The 22,343-nt window shown below is 61.3% G+C and carries 16 protein-coding genes and 1 pseudogene; 7 read left to right on the forward strand and 10 right to left on the reverse strand.

Annotation, left to right across the window (positions count from 1 at the left end):
- Positions 1-19 precede the first annotated feature (19 nt).
- On the reverse strand, positions 20-604 hold the full coding sequence (locus ACQCSW_RS00990; protein WP_252600859.1) for a histidine phosphatase family protein: 585 nt from the start codon (positions 602-604) through the stop codon (positions 20-22).
- A complete protein-coding gene (locus ACQCSW_RS00995; RefSeq protein WP_426989119.1) occupies positions 601-2,109 on the reverse strand; it encodes a CCA tRNA nucleotidyltransferase in 1,509 nt (502 codons plus the stop codon). The genes ACQCSW_RS00990 and ACQCSW_RS00995 overlap by 4 nt, the downstream gene beginning before the upstream one ends.
- Before the next feature lie 207 nt (positions 2,110-2,316).
- On the opposite strand from ACQCSW_RS00995, the gene ACQCSW_RS01000 reads away from it, so the two are divergent.
- The 6 genes and pseudogenes from ACQCSW_RS01000 to ACQCSW_RS01025 all read left to right on the forward strand — a co-directional run bounded on the left by ACQCSW_RS01000 (position 2,317) and on the right by ACQCSW_RS01025 (position 13,551).
- Positions 2,317-2,817: an NUDIX hydrolase gene (locus ACQCSW_RS01000; RefSeq protein WP_111908377.1), complete on the forward strand. Its 501-nt coding sequence runs from the start codon at positions 2,317-2,319 to the stop codon at positions 2,815-2,817.
- Between the two features lie 92 nt (positions 2,818-2,909).
- Positions 2,910-5,063 carry a murein biosynthesis integral membrane protein MurJ gene (gene murJ, locus ACQCSW_RS01005; RefSeq protein ID WP_426989120.1) on the forward strand — a complete coding sequence of 718 codons (2,154 nt, stop codon included), beginning with the start codon at positions 2,910-2,912 and terminating at the stop codon, positions 5,061-5,063.
- 181 nt (positions 5,064-5,244) lie between these two features.
- Positions 5,245-6,798: an ABC transporter substrate-binding protein gene (locus ACQCSW_RS01010; protein ID WP_426989121.1), complete on the forward strand. Its 1,554-nt coding sequence runs from the start codon at positions 5,245-5,247 to the stop codon at positions 6,796-6,798.
- Between the two features lie 247 nt (positions 6,799-7,045).
- Positions 7,046-8,002 (forward strand): thioredoxin-disulfide reductase, encoded by a 957-nt coding sequence (trxB, locus tag ACQCSW_RS01015; protein WP_426989122.1) that lies wholly within the window; start codon positions 7,046-7,048, stop codon positions 8,000-8,002.
- A gap of 36 nt (positions 8,003-8,038) precedes the next feature.
- On the forward strand, positions 8,039-8,365 hold the full coding sequence (trxA, locus tag ACQCSW_RS01020; protein ID WP_426989123.1) for a thioredoxin: 327 nt from the start codon (positions 8,039-8,041) through the stop codon (positions 8,363-8,365).
- 4,468 nt (positions 8,366-12,833) lie between these two features.
- A pseudogene (locus tag ACQCSW_RS01025) lies at positions 12,834-13,551 on the forward strand (integrase core domain-containing protein).
- A 772-nt stretch (positions 13,552-14,323) separates the two neighbouring features.
- Here ACQCSW_RS01025 and ACQCSW_RS01030 read toward each other — a convergent pair.
- The 8 genes from ACQCSW_RS01030 to rpmH form a co-directional block, all read right to left on the reverse strand.
- Positions 14,324-15,634, reverse strand: coding sequence for a ParB/RepB/Spo0J family partition protein (locus ACQCSW_RS01030; RefSeq protein WP_426989124.1), 1,311 nt, complete (start codon positions 15,632-15,634; stop codon positions 14,324-14,326).
- Positions 15,635-15,700: 66 nt separating this feature from the next.
- Positions 15,701-16,768, reverse strand: a complete 1,068-nt coding sequence (locus ACQCSW_RS01035; protein ID WP_426989125.1) for a ParA family protein — start codon at positions 16,766-16,768, stop codon at positions 15,701-15,703.
- Between the two features lie 86 nt (positions 16,769-16,854).
- Entirely contained in the window at positions 16,855-17,505 is a 651-nt protein-coding gene (gene rsmG / locus ACQCSW_RS01040) for a 16S rRNA (guanine(527)-N(7))-methyltransferase RsmG (protein ID WP_111908383.1), read from the reverse strand.
- A gap of 20 nt (positions 17,506-17,525) precedes the next feature.
- Positions 17,526-18,092, reverse strand: coding sequence for a protein jag (locus ACQCSW_RS01045; RefSeq protein ID WP_426989126.1), 567 nt, complete (start codon positions 18,090-18,092; stop codon positions 17,526-17,528).
- A complete protein-coding gene (yidC, locus tag ACQCSW_RS01050) occupies positions 18,092-19,066 on the reverse strand; it encodes a membrane protein insertase YidC (RefSeq protein ID WP_354252040.1) in 975 nt (324 codons plus the stop codon). Before yidC ends, ACQCSW_RS01045 begins: the two co-directional genes overlap by 1 nt.
- A 16-nt stretch (positions 19,067-19,082) precedes the next feature.
- Entirely contained in the window at positions 19,083-19,478 is a 396-nt protein-coding gene (gene yidD, locus ACQCSW_RS01055; protein ID WP_426989127.1) for a membrane protein insertion efficiency factor YidD, read from the reverse strand.
- Positions 19,471-19,881, reverse strand: coding sequence for a ribonuclease P protein component (gene rnpA, locus ACQCSW_RS01060; RefSeq protein ID WP_426989128.1), 411 nt, complete (start codon positions 19,879-19,881; stop codon positions 19,471-19,473). The genes yidD and rnpA overlap by 8 nt, the downstream gene beginning before the upstream one ends.
- 41 nt (positions 19,882-19,922) lie before the next feature.
- On the reverse strand, positions 19,923-20,060 hold the full coding sequence (gene rpmH / locus ACQCSW_RS01065; protein WP_003800212.1) for a 50S ribosomal protein L34: 138 nt from the start codon (positions 20,058-20,060) through the stop codon (positions 19,923-19,925).
- Positions 20,061-20,529: 469 nt separating this feature from the next.
- Between rpmH and dnaA the strand changes: the two genes are divergently transcribed.
- On the forward strand, positions 20,530-21,951 hold the full coding sequence (gene dnaA / locus ACQCSW_RS01070) for a chromosomal replication initiator protein DnaA (RefSeq protein ID WP_111908388.1): 1,422 nt from the start codon (positions 20,530-20,532) through the stop codon (positions 21,949-21,951).
- The last annotated feature ends 392 nt before the right edge of the window (positions 21,952-22,343 follow it).

Genomic DNA, 22,343 nt, shown 5'->3' on the forward strand with positions numbered 1-22,343 from the left:
AAAGTTTATGAATGCGCCATTAGAGTCCCCAGCGGACAATGGCCGGGGTCCGCTTATCCCAGCCGAGCGTGCAGACTTTCGCGGTTCCCAGGATGAAATGGCGGCCCTCGGCAGGCGGGAGTTCCAGCCAGCGCGCGGTGAGAATCCGGGAGAAGTGCCCATGCGCCACGATCAGCACGTTGTCCAGCCCGGATTCAAGCACGCTGGCCACAATCTTGTCAGCGCGGGCTGCCACTTCGTCCAAGGTCTCGCCGTTGGGCACACCATGCGTCCAGATCAGGTAATCCGGGTTGTCCTTGCGGATCAGGTCCGAACTGATGCCCTCATAGTCGCCGTAGTTCCATTCCACCGCCAGCGGCTCATGCTGCGCGTCAGGGTAACCAGCCAGCTCCGCGGTCCGCCGGGCGCGGCGCAGCGGGGATGTCAGGACCAGGTCAAAGTCCACCTGGTCCAGCACCTTCCGGGCCTCCACGGCCTGCTGCTCGCCTTCCACGGTCAGGGGCAGGTCGGTGAGCCCTGTGTACTGCCCGCTCTTGGACCACTCGGTCTCGCCGTGGCGCAGGATCCAGAGCTGGGGGCGGGGCGCGGTCATCGGGTTAATCATTTGGACTCCTCGTTCGGGGAAAGTTCGACGGCGGCGGGAGGCTCTGCTGCTTCCGGAACCGGGGGTGCTGCCTCGTGTTGCTCCGCCCACCAGGCGAGCAGCCTCGCTTCGGCGTCGTCCGGTTGCAGCGGTCCGTGTTCCATCCGTTCCTCCAGCAGGAACTTGTAGGCACGGCCCACCACGGGACCAGGTTTGAGGTTCAGGATGGCCATGATTCTGGCACCGTCCAGATCGGGCCGGACCGCGTCCAGGGACTCCTGCTCGCGCAATACGGCGATCCGGTCTTCCAGGTCGTCGTAGGCAAAGGCGAGACGCTCAGCCTTCCGCTGGTTGCGCGTGGTGACGTCCGAGCGGGTCAGCCGGTGCAGCCGGTCCAGCAGCGGGCCGGCGTCCGTGACGTAGCGGCGCACGGCCGAGTCGCTCCACCCGGCATCACCGTAGCCGTAGAAACGCATGTGCAGCTCCACCAGCCGGGCGACCGCCTTGATGGTGTCCTTGTCGAACCGCAGGGTCTTCATCCGCTTGGCCGTCAGCTTTGACCCCACCATGTCGTGGTGGCGGAAGCTGACCGCGCCGCCCGGTTCGAAGCGCCGCGTAGCCGGCTTGCCGACGTCGTGCATCAGCGCTGCGAACCGCAGCACAAAGTCGGGGGCCGGCACGGCGCCGTCGGCATCCGTTTCCAGGGCAGCGGCCTGTTCCAGGACCTGAAGGGAGTGCTGGTAGACGTCCTTGTGGCGGTGGTGCTCGTCAGATTCCAGCCGCAGGGCTGACACCTCAGGCAGCACGAATTCGGCGAGGCCGGTTTCCACGAGCAGGTCCACACCGACCCGGGGGTGGGCGCCGCAGATGAGTTTGACCAACTCATCACGGACGCGTTCGGCCGAGATGATCTTGATCCGCTCGGCCATCTGGCTCATGGCCAGCCGCACGTCGTCGTGCACGGAAATGCCCAGCTGCGATGCGAACCGGGCGGCGCGCATCATACGGAGAGGATCATCGGAGAAGGAGGCCTCGGGTGAAGCGGGCGTCGCCAGGACGGAGGCGTTGAGATCCCGGACGCCGCCGAACGGATCAATGAGTTCAAGGGACGGGAGCCGCAGCGCCATGGCGTTGATAGTGAAATCGCGGCGCAGGAGATCGTCGGTGAGTGAGTTGCCGAAGGCCACCACGGGCTTGCGCGACTCCGGATCGTAAGCCTCGGCCCGGTAGGTGGTGATCTCGATCTGGAAGCCGGCCTTCCGCATGCCGATCGTCCCGAAGGCTCGGCCGATCTCCCAGAAGTTGTCAGCCCACTTCTTGATCAGGGCAACCGTCTGGTCCGGGGTGGCGTCCGTGGTGAAGTCCAGGTCGGGCGAGGTGCGTCCCAGGAAGAGATCCCGTACCGGACCGCCTACCAGGGACAGCTCATAGCCGGCGTCGACAAAGCGCTGCCCGAGCTCCAGGACCACCGGGTCCACCTGGAAATCGACGGTGTTGGAATCAATCTTGTGATGTGCGTGCGCCATAGTTACTTAAGCTTGTCAGAAACCAGCGGCTTGGCAGGCCAAAATCTCCTCAAGATCGCGCCTATTCGCGTGCAGCCCCTCAAAGTGCGTCATACGCAGTCCATCTTGATGTCATGTTCCGGTCATCAAGATCGGACAAGAGTCGTTAGAGTGGACTCCATGGCCCATCCCGTACCGAGCGCTCCCGGCAGGAGGACAAACGCACCGTTGCCGTCGGCAATTGGTGCCCACGTCGCGCCTGCCTTGCACTCGGCCCCGGCCTCGCTTCCTACAGTGGAAGAAATTTCGGCCGGCGGCGTTGTGGTGGACACGTCCGACGGCGAACTAAGGGTTGCGATCATCGCCCGCCTTAACAGGGGCGGACGGCTGGAGTGGTGCCTGCCCAAGGGCCATCCGGAAGGCAAAGAAGACAACGAGCAGGCCGCAGTCCGCGAAATTGCCGAGGAAACCGGCATCGAGGGCAACATCCTGGCGCCCCTGGGCAGCATCGACTACTGGTTCACTGTCAGCGGGCACCGTGTCCACAAGACCGTCCACCACTACCTGCTGCGCGCCACCGGCGGCGAACTCACCATCGAAAACGATCCGGACCACGAAGCGGTGGACGTCGCATGGGTCCCCATCAAGGAACTCGCACGGAAGCTTTCGTTCCCCAATGAGCGCCGCATCGCGGATCTGGCCCGGGACGTCCTGCCCGAACACCTCTAAGGCCGCCTCCGCCGGAACTGCGTATATGCCTGCACCGGCATACAGCCTGTCCGTTGCGGTACAAACGGCGTCCGGGTGAGACGATGAACTCGATGTCAGCTACCAATCCCCCCTCCGAAAAAGCAGGCCGCGCCGCCCCGGGCGAAACCGCGAGCGAAACCCGGTCCAGCGCCATCATGGCTGCAGGCACCCTGGTATCCCGGTTCCTGGGCTTCGGCAAGACCTGGATGCTGGGTGCCGCACTGGGCCTCGGCTCCACGGTTAACGACACGTTCATCAATGCCAACAACCTGCCCAACCTGATTTTCCTGCTGGTGGCCGGTGGAGTGTTCAACGCGGTGCTGGTGCCGCAGATCATCAAGGCGAGCAAGGCCCCGGACAGGGGAGCGGACTACATCAGCCGGCTCCTGACGCTCGCCGTGCTCCTGCTGCTGGGCCTCACCGCGCTGGTCACGCTTGCTGCTCCGTGGGTAATTGAGCTGACCACACAGGGTTATTCGCCGCAGCAGAAGGCCCTGGCAGTTGCGTTCGCCTTCTGGTGCCTGCCCCAGATCTTCTTTTACGGCCTCTATGCCCTGCTGACGCAGGTCCTCAACGCCAACGGCGCGTTCGGGCCAGCCATGTGGGCCCCCATCATGAACAACCTGGTGGCCATTGGCGGCCTGGGCATGTTCATCTGGATCTTCGGCGAGAATAAAATGAATCCGCACACGCTGGACAACTGGGGCCCCTCCCAGACACTGCTTGTGGCCGGCTTCTCGACAATAGGCGTCGTGGCCCAAACAGCCATCCTGCTGATCCCGGTCATCCGCCTGAGGCTGGGTCTCCGGCCTCGGTTTGGCTGGCGGGGAGTGGGGCTGGGCGAGGCAGCGAAGCTGAGCGTGTGGACGCTCCTGACCGCCGCCGTCGGGCAGTTAGCGTTCCTGTACGTCATGCGTATCGCCACAATTCCCGGTGCCGAGCGGCTCCGGCTGAAGGAGGCGGGGGATCCGGCGGCAGAGATGCTGCCCGGCAACGCGGTCCTGGAGGTGGCCAGCCAGCTGTACCTGCTGCCGCACTCCATCATTGCGCTCTCGCTGGCCACTGTCCTGTTTAACCGGATGACCCGCGCTTCGCAGGATGGCAACCGCGCAGAACTTCGCGACGCCCTCTCGCACGGCCTCCGCACCATGGCGGTGGCCACCGTCTTTGGCGCGCTGGCACTCTTTGCGCTGGCCGGGCCGCTGGGCATGTTCTTCTCCGGTGGTCCGCGCCAGGACGGCGTCATGCTGGCCCAGACGCTCACCATCCTCGCGCTCAGCACCCCGTTCATGAGCGCCAACTTCATGATGTCGCGGGTTTTCTACGCCAACGAAGACGCCCGCACACCCTTCCATATCCAGCTGCTGCTCGCCGTGGTCTACGTGGCCGGTGCCTTTGGGATCCAGTTCCTGCCCGTGGGCCAGATCATCTACGCCATCGCCCTCCTGTACATGGTGGGCAACGTTCTCTCGGTGATCATCAGCGCATACTTCCTGCGCCGGCTCCTGGGCCACCTCGACGGTCCGCGGATCGCCAACGCGTATATCCGGATGGGCTATGCAGCGCTCGGTTCCGCGATCGCGGGCGCCGGTGCCCTGTGGCTGATGGGCAGCTACAGCGCGGACGGCTTCGCCTGGAGCGGCCGGCCCGCCGCGCTGGTGACCGTCATCGTCGTCGGACCGATCATGTTGGTTGCCTACCTCTTCCTGCTCAAGATCTTCCACGTCGCGGAACTCCGCGACCTCATGCGCCCCCTGTTGGGACGGCTGGGGCGCGGTACCGGACCGTCGGGCGGCGCCGGGGGAACGCCGCCGTCGGCTGCGGGTGCCGAGGTTACCGGACCGGAACGTCCGACGCCGGAACGCGCCACGGTCGCGGTGGACACCGGCCTGATTCCCCGGATCTCCGGCGAATTCGACGCCGTGTCATTCCGCGCAGGACCCGTGCCGGAACCCCAGGCATCGCCTTGGGCGCCGGAAACTCTTCGAGGGAATCCCGGAGTGCCTGCCGCTTCGGGTCCAGGTGAGGGCGCCAACGGGGAAACTGACGGGATCGCTGGCGGGGGCACTGAACCCGCCACGGGATACCTTCCCGCCGAGGACGTGCCCGGCACAGCGCGGGGCGGGCTGCTGCGCGACGAGATTCCCCTTCCCGGCCGGCGCACGTTCCAGGGCCAGGCCGGACAGAACCCCCATTTCAAGCCACGACGGCCTCGAAAAAAGTGATCTTCGCGCGGTTTTTGGTTGCCTGTCGACCACGGCGGCCATGGCCGATCGGCTAGGATCGACAGTGAACAGGGGTAGTTGCAGGCAAGCGCAGACCGGCTCGCCGGCCGGCTTTTGACCGGTTTCTGACCGGCGGTGGCATCATCTACGCCGGCATTCCCGGACAGTCTAGGAGGAACACGTGTCCCACCCGATCGACGTTGGATCAGTACTCGGCGGCCGCTACAAGGTCACAGCCACGGTATTGACCTCACACGACCAGGATCTGGTGCTGGACGGGGTGGACCAGGTTCTCAACCGACCGGTCAGCATTCTGGTCGCCGGCCCGGACAACACCGAGCAAGTGGCCCAGAGCGCCCGCGAGGTGGCTACCGGTGAACGCCCGGGTAACGTCCAGGTCCTGGACCTCGGGGTCACCGAGGCCACCACGTACCTGATCACCAACCACACATCCGCGGCAGACCTGCTGGACCTAGTGGTTGCCTCCGACGCGCCTTACGTCGAGCCGTTCTTCACGGATACCCTAGGCAGCGAAATTTTCGGCCAGGCGCGTTCCCACGAACCGGAACCGTACGAGGACGAAGAGAACATCGACGCCGGGTACATCAACTACTCGGACAATCACCCCAGCCAGGTTGACCCATTCCGGTCTGCCGCGCCGGTAGTTCCGCCGCTTGTAGCCCCGGTTGTTCCTGCCCGTCCGCCGCTCCGCCCGGCGGTCCGTCCGGCATCGGGGTCTGCCAAGGCCGGGGCCGCTGGTGCAGGGGCCGCCGCGGCCACTGCTGCACATCAGCACGTAACTGCGCCGCAGCCAGTGCAGGCTGCAGAAAACCGGTCAGTTCCCGGACCCGCTGAGCCCAGGACCGGCGCGGGCTCCGATACGCCCAAGGTTTCTTTGTGGTCTGAGGACGACTACTCCACCGGCCCCCAGGACGCAGGCTACGACGAAGCCGTGGGCTCCGGAACGCCCGAGCGCTCCGATCGTGCAGCGCGTGAGTTTCCGTCGCTTGCCCGGAAAGTGTCTCCTGCGGCGGCAGTACCTCCTTCCGGCGGGACGGATGACTATTACGACGACGAAGAGCCCGAGCGTGAGCCCCGCTCCATGCGCTGGCTGGTGGGCGGTCTGCTTGCCGTGGTGCTGATTGCAGGGTTGGTCTTTGCGGTCACCAACCTGGGCAGTCTCTTCAAAACGGGCCCGCAAGCCGCCCCATCCTCCAACTCGACGGGCTCCACCCAGCCAAACACCGGGTCGGCTTCCCCTAACCAGAGCTCCGCACCGCCAGCAGCACCGCCGGCCATCGACAACATCACCCGACAAGGCAATTTTGACTTCGCAGCCACGTACGACGTGGATCTTGTGAAGGCATTTGACGGCAACGCAGCCAGCTACTGGTCAGACATGGAATTTGCCACCGAAGGCTGGGGCGGTCTCGCAAACGATGGCGTGCCATTGTTCGTCAAGCTGAAGAACCCGGCGACGGTTTCGTCCATCACCCTGACTCAGCTCGGAGCCTCGGGCGGCAACCTCAGTGTCTTCACCAATGACCGTCCGTCACTGGACGGCGCCAAGCTGGTGGGGACCAACAGCTTCACTTCAACAGATCTGACCATGCCGCTGGCCGAGCCGGTGGAAGCACAGTACGTGATCGTGTCCATCAAGACGCTTCCCAAGCTGGCCGCACCGAAGACCCGCTACGGCTTTGGCATACGCCTGACGGAGATCAAGATCCAGTAGGGCCACCGGCGTCGTTCCTGTTGAGCCGCGGCTGTTCTGCCCGGAGCATTGCTCCGCAGTAACAGACGCGGCTCAGCTGTCTTCAGACGGTAATCTGGTAGGGCGTCCCGTCCAGGTGACAGGGTCATGACCGCTGATGGTTCCTCCGTGCGCGCGGCGCCCGGAATATTCACCCCCAAGATTCAGTTGTGCCATGTGGCCGGCCGCGAAAGCCGGCGCATCGACTAAGGAAGAGGTTCACCGTTCAGTGAGCAACGCAGAAAACACCGCGTCCGAAGTACGTGATGTCATCATCGTCGGCTCGGGCCCGGCCGGGTACACGGCCGCCGTCTACACGGCGCGCGCCAACCTGAAGCCCTTGCTTCTGGCAGGATCAGTCACCGCCGGCGGCGAACTGATGAACACCACCGACGTCGAAAACTACCCAGGCTTTCCCGAAGGCATCATGGGGCCGGACCTCATGGAGAACTTCGAGAAGCAGGCCGCCCGGTTCGGAACCGAAATCCAGTTCGAGGACGTCACAGCACTGGACCTCGACGGCGACATCAAGACTGTCACCATCGGCACCGGGGAGACCTTCCGGGCGAGGGCGATCATCCTCTCCACCGGATCCGCCTACCGTGAGCTGGGCCTCCCGAACGAAAAGCGCCTCTCCGGCCACGGTGTCAGCTGGTGTGCAACCTGCGACGGTTTCTTTTTCAAGGATCAGGACATTGCGGTTATCGGCGGGGGAGACTCGGCGATGGAAGAAGCCCTCTTCCTGACCAAGTTCGCCAAGTCCGTCACCGTTGTGCACCGCCGCGACACACTCAAAGCTTCCAAGATCATGGCGGACCGCGCCCTGGCCCATGACAAGATTTCGTTCATCTGGAACAGCTCTGTTGACGACGTCATAGGAGCGGACAAAGTCACCGCGCTCAAGATCAAGAACCTGCAGGACGGGACCGTGTCCGACCTCGCCGTCACCGGCGTCTTCGTTGCCATCGGAAACGACCCCCGCACCGACCTGGTCAAGGACGCCTTGGAGATCACGGCGGCCGGCACCATCGCCGTCGAAGGCCGGAGTTCTAAGACCAGCATCCCGGGCGTCTTCGCCGCCGGCGATGTTGTTGATCCCACGTACCGTCAGGCCATCACGGCCTCCGGTTCCGGATGTGTTGCTGCGATCGACGTCGAACACTACCTCGCAGACCTTCACGCGTAATCCGCGTAACCGCCATTCGAAGAGAGAGACAAGGTTATGAGCAACGCTAAAGACGTAACAGATGCAAGTTTTGGTGCGGACGTACTGTCCGCCGACAAGCCAGTGATTGTGGACTTCTGGGCTGAATGGTGCGGCCCCTGCCGCAAGCTGGGACCCATCCTCGACGAGATTTCGGTCGAATACAGCGAGAAGGTTAATGTCGTCAAAGTCAACGTCGATGACAACCCCGCCATCGCGGCCGAGTACGGCATCACGTCCATCCCTGCCGTCTACCTTTTCCTGGACGGCCAGGTGAAGAGCACTGTTATTGGTGCGAGGCCGAAGCAGTTCTTCGAAAAGGAATTTGCGGACGTCCTGTCCTAAGAGCCTACGGACTCCGGTCCAACATGACCGGTGACAACCGGCCCGTGGCCACTGCTTCTCGAAGCGGTGGCCCGGGTATTTAAGACCGAACCCCTCGGGTGTAGTCGTATTCAACCATGATCCGTTCCCTGACGTCACTAATTGATCAGAGTTCCTCCTGGAGACCAGAGCGAGACTATGAAACTTCCCGTGAGGACCGGTTGGCAACAGAAGTCCGGGCAGTCGATCTTCCGCTAACCCAACTCCGGGTCTCCAGATCCGGAGGATTTGTTTCACGTGAAACATTGACGATCGGAACGCGAAGCGACGAATGGCGCACGCCGATGTGGAGACTTTGCTGTCCGTGCCATCTGAGTGGCGTTTCAGTTGACGCACGGCAAGATTGCTTCAATTCGCCGACAGCAGACCAACTGAACCCACTTTCCAGTCCCACACGCTTTTCTCCAGTTCTCCGCCCGGACGGTGAACCCTTCCTCTGTTTCACGTGAAACAATGACATTCGCTGAGCGGAGCGACGCAGGGCGAGTCAGCGTTCGCAGGACGGACAAAACTACCGGCGCCGTCGTGAATGCTACTTTGCTGATGATGCAATCCGAGTGGCGCTTCAGTTGATGCACGGAGATAGCGCCCCGGTTCGCTGACAGTAGTTCAATCAATTCCAATTTCCAGCCCAGCGAGGGAGTTCTTCTGCGCACAGATCCGAACCCCGTGCTTTGTTTCACGTGAAACACCGCCCAAAACCGCAGGGGACGACTCCTTCTTGCTGGCAAATGGCCTTCTCGTCGCCAATTCCTGTAATGATGACATGCATGAGGTTCGCGGGTTGCCTGTGTACTGCGCCCCGTTCGTTCACTCCGGACAGTATCTGCCTCCCAAGCGGACATTCACTAGAATACTTGACAACGTAAACCAGTTTAATTGCGCGGCCTAGAGCCCTAAACGGCCAGATTCCAAAATCCCTCGGGCAACACTAGGGGTGAGCATCGAATCAACCGAACACTTGGCCGGATTCTGGACGCTCCAGTCACGATGGCCGCCCCTGGATTGAATCAAACACCGATTCTCGGAGCTGCCGCAGCGAGAAGCGGCGGTTCCGGTGGTTGGATCAGGCTCGGCGCAGCTGGTCGGGGGAGCCGGGCCGCTGCTGGCCGGAGTATCCGATTAGTTGGAGTAGATCCTGGGTTGGATGGCGGTGACGCCCAGAAAACGATGACCTGCTCCTCAACTCGCGCCATCCTGATCGCCAACTTCAGCACGGCGGCCATTGCACCTGCCTCAATTGTAGTTAGCTCAGTTGTGGACAGACCCGTTGCAACCAGACCAGTGTTGTCTGTCCATGTCGACCCCACAGCCACGTGCAACCCAAAATTCCGCGAAACAGGGCATACTCACACTGCGTGGGAGACCGGCCGGCACAAAGCAGATGCCGTCGGGACGGATTCAGGGGACGCACCGGAGAGGCCTCCACTCGCGTGATCTGCCCGCCCATCGTCGCACTCCCGGGCAAAGCCATTCGTGCGCGTCGTCGCCTCGAGCGCAGAGTACATCCATGCGCCTGGCCCGAACAGGCAGCACATGGGTAGTCCGTCCATGCCTGACATTGCCCTGGGCTTTGCTCATCGACGGCCCTGACATGCCAGTGTGGGGGTCTCATTCCATTCACAACGCCCGTGATCGTCTCAAGGAGACCGTACCCGGAGATTCCCCGCGCACCACGAGAGGAAGGCCTGAGTAGGAGGCATAGAACACCGACGCCTCTATAGGCCGCGCTGTTTCACGTGAAACACGTTCAGTGCCGGCTACGGTGTCCTGATTGACGAGGTCACAGACGTATTGTTTCACGTGAAACGAACCCAGCGACAAATGCTCCCTCCCTCGCGGGATCCGATGCCCACCAGGGCTGGCAGGTAGCCTCGGCAGCCCGCTAGCAGTTGATCGTGAACACCACTTCGAGCCCTTTACGACAAGACCGTAAATCCATGCACACCCGGGCACCCGAAGGCATATCGTCCACCCCGAGGAAAGGCTCCACACCGTTAGGCACCATCCACAGTTCCCACCTGGACGTATGCATGCTTGCGTGACAGATGAGCACAGTCCAATCAACGCGGTCTGTTGCGCCGGCGGGGGACCGCCCGCGTGAACCTAGAATAGACGAATGTGGCCGCCACTCAGCCGCCGTAGCCTTGGCGCTATGGATTCATACCTCACTCACATCCCGATTCGCAGATGCCGACGACAGTCGCCCAGTCAACAGATGACGGTGCCAGAGTCGCCTACCGTTGTCATCAACAAGTCAGCCGGCGCAGTTTCCGGCCGGGGCGGCATACATAGTCGACGCACGGACAAGGTAGGCGTCTGATCCCGACGCCCGGCACCCAGTTGCACACGAACCCAGTGGGCATGTCACCAACCAAAGGGCCTAGGCCGGCCCTCGACGTCAAACGGCAGAGCGCTACTTGTCCGGCCAACTCCGCCTGCGTGGACTTCGACCAGGTGACACTTGATGTCAGCAGATGAGGGAAGCGTATCCATCAGAAGCGCAACTATTGGGTTCGACTGGGGGTTCCGCCGCGTTGGTAATCCACCGACTTCGAAGTTATCCCCAAGTGTTATCCACATCGATTTCCACAGGCTTATCCACCGGTCTGTAAATCCTGGATGAAGTACGGCTGAGTCCGAACTTGAGATCAGCGATCACACCGAAGTCGGAAGTTGCCCCGAGACAAACAACACGGAAGAGTCGGACGCTCATGTAGGTCTGGAAATATTGCCGGAAATCCAACTATTGGCGTCGCTTTCCGTCCCGAAAGAGCGCCCGGCCGGGGCGTGCCGATGTTTCACGTGAAACAGGTCGGCGGACGCTATCGAATGCACTTGCTGACTGCTGGTTTCTGAATGCGCTGGTGTGGGCCGAATCTCTTCGTGATGCCTACCACCAAGCAGTCTATCCACAAAGTTATCCACAGTGATATCCACCGCGATATCCACCGCGCTGTACACACCTAACGGACCCGCAGCCGTGCTGGCTTCAGCTGCTGTGGTGGTGAGGTTGGCTCGCTAGATGATGCAAGGAAGGCCCGCGACTCACACTCGTTCTGCCCTACTCTTGGCCTTTCGCCAGAGTGGTTCCAGTCTGGCCGCATGCTGGTTCACGTCCAGACTGCCAATCGACTGAGGTAGGCGCTATTGGCGTCGCTACTCCCTTGGGTACCTACCGTTTTCGGGCAGTCCAGCCCGTCACCAGCTGGCGCGCAGCCAGATGACTTAGACCACCATCAAATTCATTCTTCTCCCGGACACTCCGGGACTGGGTTTGCTGCGGGCTTGCGTCCTCCGGGGGCGAGGCCAAATCGAAGAGCTGCTCCAGGGACGCGCTGTGACGGCCCACAGTGTTACAAGACCGGTGATGGATGGTCATCCCGGATGAGGTAGCCGGCGACTCTATTGGTCAGCCCGGGGATTGATGCACATTCCTAAAATTGGTGTGAACTGAGACGCCCTGCAGATTCCATTCTGCCGAGGCAGACCATCTCCGCAGAGCACTATTCGACGACGGGCCGCATTGGGGGAGTCCAAGGCCCCCTGCCGTTTCAGCCGAAGCTACGGATGCGGACCGCAGACCGCAGACCGCAGCGCGACCCTAGCCCGTCACTTCTGAGCTGCCCCAAACTCAGGGCTCGACGCTGGCTGCCATCTCACCGGTCCTCGGATGCGCTTGGAACCGTTCTGCTCAGGTCGGCTGCCCGGCGCTGACCACAATCGCCAGATTCGAGCTACGACGGACGTGACCACGATGGCCTCCGGCCATGTCCCTCCACCGCATGTTGGCCCTCTGACCCCTTGCTATGGGCCTCCTGAGTTCTGGCCAGGCATCCACCGGGCCAGCAGCATGTAGCCTGCCGTGGACCCATCGCCGCCCAGTAAAGTGGGGGACGTCTTCCTTGAGGAGCGGAAAGGCCACCGCCGGATCTGAGCCGCGAACGCCAAGGACTACAAAACGTCAGTTCCCTCGGCGATCGAGATGGAGGGCACCGGGGCTGGAGTTGACACAATCTGACATGCATCCAGTTCGATGGCGCCTTCAGGATATCCGGGCCATGGCACACTCGTCTCGTCTCTATGTTTCACGTGAAACGATTTGGAAGACCACTGGGCGCCGGCCGGGCCTGATCCGCAATCTCCGTAGGACTGTCCCTGCTCGACTCTGACCGGAGGTGGAACCCGCGGATACTGCCAAAGGGAACTCACCTCACCGCCTCCGCAAGCACTAAGTCAGGTGACCTGTTGGCTAGATCATACGTCGCGAGCCTGGGCCACCTCAACCTCATGATCGTCATACCTAGAGCCGACGCCTAGATGTATTAACCACGGACGTTAGGAACGCTCGGCGTGGTTAGGTGACAAAAAGAAGAGCTCCGGGTGGAGTGGGGCTTGTCTAAGAGTCCGATCCACAAGAAGGTCTTCAATGTCCCATGCTAACGCGCTCCTCACGCCCAAGGGCAGGCTCCGGCTGGCCCAGTGCGTCGTCGATGACGGGTGGCCGCTGCGCCGGGCCGCGGAACGGTTCCAGGTATCGGTCACGCCCGCCTCACGCTGGGCTGGCCGCTACCGGGTCCACGGCGAGCAGGGGATGAATGACCGGTCCAGCCGGCCCGTCAGCTCCCCGCGGCGGACACCGCAGCATCGGCAGGGCCGCCGGAAACCGGAATAAGACCGGCACGGCAGCGAACCGGCAACCGGGCTACGCCTTCCTGCACAACGCGATCGATGACCATTCCCGGCTCGCCTACACCGAGATCCTGACCGACGAGAAAAAGGAAACCGCCGCCGGATTCTGGGAACGCGCAAACGCCTACTTCGAATCCTGCGGGATCACCGTCAAACGGGTCCTGACCGACAACGGCTCCTGCTACCGCTCCTACGCATTCAAAGACGCACTGGGCCCGGACATCAAGCACAAACGCACCCGCCCGTACAGGCCCCAGACCAACGTCAAAGTCGAGCGCTACAACCGCACCATGCTCGATGAATGGGCCTACGCCAAACCCTACACATCAGAAACCGAGCGTGTTGCCGCCTTCACCGACTGGCTCCATCACTACAATCATCACCGAGGCCACACCTCACTCAAAGGTCAGCCACCCGTCAGCCGCGTCACTAACCTCTCAGGTCAATACACCTAGATCTCGAACTCGGCCTATAGCTGTTTCACGTGAAACGGTCGGTGGGAGTCACCTTCCCCAACTGAACCGGACCCTGCCGGAACGCTTGGAGGCCACAAACTAGCCAGTCCACAAGTCCGGGGGAGACGCCCATTCTGGCGTCACCATCATAGTCAACCAGCCAGGCAGAGCCTCAGGTCAACACCTGCACGGGTAGTAACAGGTACACCAGCTCCATGGAACAGCGTGGGGGCAAGGGCACGAACACGGCATTCCCGCCGCTTCGCGGGTTGGGCACCAACACCAGCTGGGAGGAATTGTCCGAATCTACGCGTTCTTCACCTGCTTCGGAACAACAAGAACATCCTGGTGCAAAGCATCGTGAGTCTCTTCTAAGCGTCCAGCGCTGTTTCAAAAGCTGCACTCCTGCCTGACGGCAGTCTTGATCCTTCGCGACGCCGACCACCTACATCTCAGCCTGGGCCCACCTCCAGTGGCCCAGCAATCCTGACGCCACAGAAGTCCACCGCTGCCGCGGGAGCGCAACAAATGACACCATTCGTTGGAGGAGTCCAAGGCCGTCGACGGTGCCAAGTTCACGTCCCACCGCCAGGAATTGTTCCATCAGGCTCCGGTGCTACACCATGCGAACCGGGGACTCCGGGTACGGGGATGCTTCACTACCAATATGGCCGCTACCAGTATCAACTCAGGGGATGCAAGATTGGAATCTTTCCAACCACAAAGAAGAGCCTGTTTCACGTGAAACAGGCCCTTCTTTGAACGGTGAACGCTAGTTTTCAGATCCTGGCGCAAGGACTTCCATGATGCGGTTCAGATCTTCAACACTGGCGAATTCAATGCTGACGCGCCCCTTACGGACACCCAGGGAAATCTTGACGCTGGTGTCCAATCGGTCCGACAGCGAGGATGCCAGATAGTCCAGGCGCTCATGGCGGGCTCCCGGACGAGGGATGTTGTTCTTGGCAGGCTTCGCTGGATCATGGTACAGAGTGACGGCCTCTTCGGTTGCCCGAACAGACATGCCCTCAGCCACGATCTTCTGGGCGAGGCGTTCCATGGCTGCCGCATCCGGCAGGGCGAGCAACGCACGCGCGTGGCCGGCGGAAAGAACACTGGCCGCCACACGACGCTGAACCAGGGGTGGAAGTTTGAGCAGACGCAGCGTGTTCGTAACCTGGGGACGTGAACGACCAATGCGATCCGCAAGCTGCTCGTGAGTGGTTCCGAAGTCTTCGAGCAACTGCTGGTAGGCCGCCGCCTCCTCGAGCGGGTTCAACTGGCTGCGGTGCAGGTTCTCCAGCAGTGCGTCCCTGAGGAGGTCATCATCAGTGGTGTCCCGGACGATGGCCGGGATGGTTTCCATCCCGGCCGCCTGTACTGCCCTCCAGCGACGCTCACCCATCACCAGCTCGTACGGTTCTCCACCCTCTTCGGTTGAAGTACGAACCACAATTGGCTGGAGGACGCCGATTTCACGCACAGAGTGGATGAGCTCCGCCATATCATCTTCATCGAAGACCGAGCGTGGCTGTTTACGGTTCGGATGGATGTCGGTGACCGAAATCTCGGCAAAGCGTACGCCGGGGACTTCCACAAGATCTACACCGTTATCCGGCTTACTGCTCTGGGCTTCAGGTGCCTCGGATACAGACACGTCAGTCACGGCTTCAACCGGCGCGGGCGCACCGTCCACCGCCGATGCAGCTGCACGGCTTTTTGCGGGAGCTTTCGCAGGAGCCTTGGCCGAAGCTTTTGCGGCCGGCGGCGTGACTGCTGCCTTGGCGGGCGGCTTCGCGGGGGAGGCCGTTCTCGGCGCGGCTGCTTTCTTGGTTACCGATGCGTCGTTGGCCTTAGCCGGCGCAACCGACTCGGAAGCAACCGACTCGGAAGATGTGGAAGCATCCGAAGCTGCCCCACCATTCCCTGAAGCGTCGTCGGAGGAAACGACTTTCTTACGGCCTTCCGGAAAGAAGAGATCCACAGGCCGCGACACAGCGCTGCCGTTGCCCGACGCACTACCGGCGGAACTTGGAATGAGTGCGCCAAGACCGCGGCCTAGGCCGCGTCGCTTTTCGCTCATGGATAAATCCCTCCGATGGAAGAGTCAGACCTTGCCGGACTCCGGTTGTTGCAGTTCTTGAAGATTCTAGCGTTCAGCGATTTCGGCTGCGGCTTCCAGGTAAGACAGGGCTCCACTGGAGGAAGGATCGTAGGTCATGACGGTTTGCTGGTAGCTCGGTGCTTCTGAAATCCGCACAGAGCGGGGGACTACAGCGCCAAGGACCTGCTCGGGGAAGTGCAGGCGCACCTCCGCTGCCACCTGGGCTGCAAGGTTGGTTCGGCCGTCATACATCGTGAGAAGGATAGTGGAGACCACCAGATCCGCGTTCAGGTGCTTCTGGATCATCTCAATGTTTTTAAGGAGCTGGCTGAGGCCCTCCAGGGCGTAGTACTCACACTGGATGGGGATAAGGACCTCACCGGCAGCGCAGAAGGCATTAACCGTGAGCAACCCGAGGCTCGGCGGGCAGTCAATGAAAATGTAGTCGAGGCGTTCTTCGCCGTTCTTCGCCCGCGTCTTGGCATACACATCGATCGCCCTCCGGAGCCGCTGTTCGCGGGCTACAAGCGAGACAAGCTCAATCTCCGCGCCGGCCAGGTGAATGGTGGCAGGAGCACAGATCAGGTTGCTGATGTCCGGGCAGGGGGCCACCACGTCAGCAAGAGGGAAATCGTTGATCAGGACGTCGTAGATGCTGTCCACATCGGCGTGGTGCTCGACGCCGAGGGCGGTGGACGCGTTGCCCTGGGGATCGATGTCAATGACCAGGACGTTCAGGCCGGCTGCGGCCAAGGCAGCGGCGATGTTCACGGTGGTGGTGGTTTTGCCGACCCCACCCTTCTGGTTGGACACCGTGAAGATACGCGTCTTCTCCGGCTTGGGAAGTTTCCGGCCGACCAGCCGTTCGCGGCGCCTGGTCTCGTGCGCGAGCTCCCGGGCGATAGGACTGGAGTCGTCCATGGTGTCCATGACGTTGATCCTGCCACCCGTTGTTGTTTCACGTGAAACAGAGGCAAACGTTGCCATTTCTGCAACCGGATTGGGGTGACTTTCCCCTCGTCCCGGCGCGGAACCCATGCCAGCAACTGATCGTGCTGACCCCAAAGACACAAACGGGGGTATCCGTTGTGTGGAGGCTTCGCTACTGGTCACTGGGACACACTCACTCTCGTTCGGCTTTTGCTGCCGTTGTCTAGCCTAACCGCTTCGCCCTGCAGACCAAGGCTACCGGGCCCGGACTAGGAGATCTTTCGGGACTTGTTGACGACGATCCGTACCACCGTGGTGGGTTCCTCCAGGAGGTTTTCACCGACGGTCACTACAGACGTCTGGACGCCACCGAGCTTCCGGATGACCTTCGCGGCTTTTTCGATTTCCTCGCCTGCACTGCGTCCCTTAATGGCCACAACCTCGCCCTTGCCGGCGAGCAGGGGGATGGTCAGGCCGGCGAGATTGCTCAGCGCGGAAACAGCCCGGGCAGTCACAACATCAGCATCAACCATGCCTACTGCCAGTTCAGCGCGGGTCCGCATCACCGTGACGTTTGTCAGGCCCAGATCGTCCACCACTTCCTGGAGCCAGATCACCCGGCGTTCCAGCGGCTCGATCAGTGTCAGTTCAAGGTCCGGCCGCGCGATGGCGAGGCAGAGTCCGGGAAGTCCGGCTCCGCTTCCGACGTCGGCAACATGGCTACCGTGCGCGATCTCGCTTTCGATGACGGCACAGTTGAGAACGTGCCGGCTCCACAACCGTGGGATCTCACGCGGCCCGATCAGCCCGCGTTCCGTTCCGGACGTGGCCAAGTGCTCTACGTAGCGTTTTGCCAGGTCGAGGCGGTCGCCGAAAATCTTCTCAGCCGCCAGCAATTCTGCTGCCGTGATGTCAACCATGATTAGCGGATCAGCATTCTCTAGTCAGCGGATACAACGATGTGACGCCCGCCGCCTTCGCCCTCGGACTCGCTGACGAGTCCCAGGTCAGCGACGGCGTCGTGGACGATTTTGCGTTCGTAGGCACTCATCGGCTCCAGTGCCACGGCTTTGCCGGACTCCTTGACCGAAGCTGCCGCATCCTCGGCGATCTTCTGGAGGTGGCCGGCGCGCTGCTGACGGTAGCCGTTTATGTCCAGCACCAGGCGTGAGCGGTTCTCCGTTGCGGAGAGGACAGAGAGCCGGGTCAGTTCCTGAAGGGCTTCCAGGACTTCGCCGTCTTCACCGACGAGGCTGTCGAGACCATCGGTTTCTTCCTCGGCAACGATGGAAATGTACGTGCGGCCGTTCCGGACTTCGATGTCGATGTCGCCGTCGATGTCCGCGATATCCAGGAGCTCCTCCAGATAATCGGCAGCAACGTCGCCTTCCTCTTCGAGGCGGCTGGCAGCGGATCCCTTGGGGGAAGCGTCGGCGTCAGTCTCTGTTTCGTCCTGATCGTCAATGACCTCGTCGGAAACGACGTGTTCGGTGCTCTCGGCTGACATTACTTCTTCTTCCTGTTCTTACGTTGCGGCTGGACGCGCTGTCCCTTTTGCTCAAGGATCGCAGCTGCGGCTGCTGCCTCCGCTTCGGCGTCGGCCTTCTTCCCGCCCAGAAGCGGCAGGGCCGGCAGGCCCCTGGCAGCCCTGCGTTCGGCGAGTGCCTTGGCGGCAGGGGATCCCGGGGTCGGCATGCGGCGGATGACAAAGAACTGCTGCCCCATGGTCCAGAGGTTGGTGGTGGTCCAGTAGATGAGAACACCGATGGGAAAGTTAATGCCACCCACACCGAACACCAGCGGCAGGATGTACAGCATCATTTTCTGCTGGCGCATAAATGGACTCGCCATGGCCTCTTCGGACATGTTTTTGGCCATGATCTGCTTCTGCGTAATGAACTGCGAGGCCGTCATGGCCACGATCATCACGATGGACAGAATCCACACAACCACCTGGTCGCCGCCGCCGCCATGCAACAGGGATGCTGACAGCGGGGCACCGAAAATGCTGGATTCGTCGAACTGCACCACTTGTTCGTGGCTCATCGCACCAATGCCGATGCCAGTCTGGCGTGCAGCCGTAATCCCGGAAAGCACCTGGAAGAGCGCGAAGAAGAACGGCATCTGGATCACCATCGGCAAGCAGGCCGAGAACGGGTTGGTCCCATGCTTCTTGTACATGGCCATCTGTTCCTGGGCCATGGCCTGGCGGGAGAGCTGGTCAGTCTTTCCCTTGTACTTGTCCTGGAGCTTCTTCAGGTCCGGCTGCAGAAGCTGCATGCCGCGCTGGGCCTTGATCTGCTTGACGAAGACCGGGATCAGGGCGGCACGGATCACCAGCACCAGCCCGATGATGGACAGCGTCCACGTCCAGCCATTGGCGGCAGGCAGGCCAATGGTACTCAGGCCATCATGGAATCCGATCATGATGATGGAAACCAGCCACTTGAACGGGGCCATTATTGTTCCAAAGAAGTCCATACGATATCCCTATTCGTCAGGCCGCAGCGCGGCCTTCTCCATCAGTCCGAGCAGCCAAGTATTTGTCCGGGTTGTTCAGCACAACAATTGTGGGGGTCCGGTGATCGGGCCAGTGGCGGTGGCCGGCGGGGACATGGTCCACACCACCGGCATTCCAGGGATGGCAGCGCACAAGGCGGCGGGCCGCAAGCCAACTGCCCTTCACTGCGCCATGGACTGTGATCGCCTCAAGGGCATACGCCGAGCAGGAAGGAAAGAAACGGCAGACTTGGCCGTACAAGGGGGAAATCACCTTGCGGTAGGCCATCAGCAGCAAAATAAGAATGTTTCTGGGCAGGTTCCAGACGAAGGTGCCCACATCGAGAGCAACGGGATGCAGACAAAGGACGACGGCGGCAGTTACCTTACGCACGCTGTGTCCCTTCCTGTGTTGTACCGGTTGAACCGTTTACAGCAGCCCGCGGAAGGCGGCTGCCCAACCGGCTCATTGTTGATTCCAGTGCGGCGTCGTAGTCCGCCAGCAGTTGATCCCAGCTGGCGGCAGCGGACGCAGGCAGCGCCCGGACCACTATGGCGAACCCGGTACCGTACTCGCGCAGCGAGACAGCACCGGCTTCTCTTAGTCTCCTCTTAACGAGGTTCCTGACCACAGCGTTCCCGACACCTTTGGAAACGATGAACCCGATCCGGCTGGGTTCGTCGGCAGCAATGGCTGCCGCATATAACACTACGTTCCGGCGTCCATTGCGGACACCGGAACGTACGGTTGTTGAAAAATCGGTTGCAGTCCTCAAACGGTTACGGGTGGCCAGCACCTTTAAACTCGCAAAGAAAAGTTAACCGACGAGTCAGTTATCTAGGCCGACAGTTCGGTGCGGCCCTTGCCACGACGGGCTGCCAGGATGGCACGGCCGGCACGGGTACGCATACGAAGGCGGAAGCCGTGCTTCTTGGCTCGACGGCGGTTATTCGGCTGAAAAGTCCGCTTGCTCACGTTAGTTACTCCAGTGGATCAAAGGTGCGCCCACCCGATCAGTAAAAGGGGAAGAACTGGCCGACGCTAAGTTTTGTATGTGCACGCTTCCCCCGGCTGCTCAAACGCGGTGCGTCGGAGAGATTCAGAAGGGGCCAAAAAGCGTACACAAAGGACTTCACAACGTTAGGGCAAAATGCCTGCCAGAGTCAAACCGGGATACCCCTGGGTCCCTGTTTCCGTCTGTGGTTAACCTGGCCCCACAGCCTGTGGATGAAGTGGCTCACAAGGCCTGTTTTCGAACCACAACCGTGTAATTATCCACAAGCTACTTCCCAGCTATCTTCTAGCCTTTTGATCCCCTAGAGTGGCTCAGTAGCCGATTATCCACGGACTGTGCATAACCCTGTGGATGAAGCTGAACCAGCATCCTGGTTCGGGACTTGGGGCTGCACGTAATGCAGACACGCAAGTTTTGAGGAACTAATTGATGACAGTAGACGAAGCCAACCACGCCAATACTGTCGGAAGTTCCTGGCGTCGCGTTGTGAGCCTGCTCGAGCAGGACGACCGCGTTTCACCACGGCAGCGGGGCTTTGTCATCCTGGCGCAGGCCCAGGGCCTGATCGGATCCACCCTCCTGGTGGCCGTTCCCAACGAACTGACCCGTGAAGTCCTTCAGACCCAGGTCAAGGACGCTCTGGACGACGCCCTGCACAACGTCTTTTCCGAAGACATCCGCTGCGCGATCGACGTAGACACCGACTTGGTCCCGCTCCACAAAGAGCCGGAACCCGTCGTCGAACCTTCCTACTCCCCGGACCAGCTGATCGAACAGAAGCCGCAGCCGATGCTGCCAAGCACTTCCCACGAATTCGGCCGGCTGAACCCCAAGTACGTCTTCGATACCTTCGTGATCGGCTCGTCCAACCGCTTTGCCCATGCAGCTGCCGTCGCGGTGGCCGAAGCGCCCGCCAAGGCCTACAACCCGCTGTTCATCTACGGAGATTCCGGGCTGGGCAAGACCCACCTCCTGCACGCCATCGGCCACTATGCCCGCCGCCTGTACAGCGGAATCCGGGTCCGGTACGTGAATTCCGAAGAGTTCACCAACGACTTCATCAACTCCATCCGCGATGACGAAGGCGCCAGCTTCAAGACCACGTATCGCAACGTGGACGTGCTGCTGATCGATGACATCCAGTTCCTGGCCGGCAAGGACCGGACACTGGAGGAGTTCTTCCACACGTTCAACTCGCTGCACAACAACAACAAACAGGTGGTCATCACCTCGGATCTGCCGCCCAAGCAGCTGGCAGGATTCGAGGACCGGATGAAGTCCCGCTTCGAGTGGGGCCTCCTCACCGACATCCAGCCGCCCGAACTCGAGACCCGCATTGCCATCCTGCGGAAGAAGGCCCTCAGCGAAGGCCTCTCCGCCCCGGACGACGCCCTGGAATACATCGCTTCCAAGATCTCCAGCAATATCCGCGAACTAGAGGGTGCGCTGATCCGGGTGACGGCATTCGCCAGCCTGAACCGCCAGCCGGTCGATGTTGCATTGGCGGAGATGGTCCTGAAGGACCTCATCACCGACGACGGCGCCCAGGAAATCACGTCGAGTCAGATCCTGATCCAGACGGCCGAGTATTTCAAGCTCAGCATGGAGGAACTTTGCAGCAAGTCGCGGACGCGCACTCTGGTGACCGCCCGGCAGATCGCCATGTACCTCTGCCGCGAGCTCACGGACATGTCCCTGCCGAAGATCGGCCAGGAACTCGGCGGCCGCGACCACACCACGGTGATCCACGCAGACCGCAAAATCCGTGAGCTGATGGCTGAGCGTCGTGTGATCTACAACCAGGTCACCGAACTCACCAACAGGATCAAGCAGCACCAGCGCAACTCCTGAGCCGCTCCCTCCATACCTTATTAACAGGTGCATGTGGATAACCCTGTGGATACTTAAGGGGACAACCGCGCTTAATGGGCTTAAAACCCTTAAGGCGCCTGTGGATCAGCGAGAACCCAAAAATTGTTGTCCCCATCCACAGCCTGTTTAAAACGTGCTTCGCCCACAATCCATGAACAGGGCTTAACCGCTGGATCCTGCGGCCGGATCGAGTTATCCACAGTATCCACAGCAGTTATTAACACTACTAATCCCAAGAAATTGATTTCCCTCAAATAACAATCTCGATCCGCACCCCGCACCGGCCCAGGCCCAAGGGCCTCCGGACCCCAGGCGTCCTGACCGGGGATGGGTTAATCAGCGGTCTTCCGGCTAAGCTGTCAGCAGCGCTC

The organism is Pseudarthrobacter sp. Y6 (genome assembly GCF_050156205.1).
Lineage (GTDB): Bacteria > Actinomycetota > Actinomycetes > Actinomycetales > Micrococcaceae > Arthrobacter.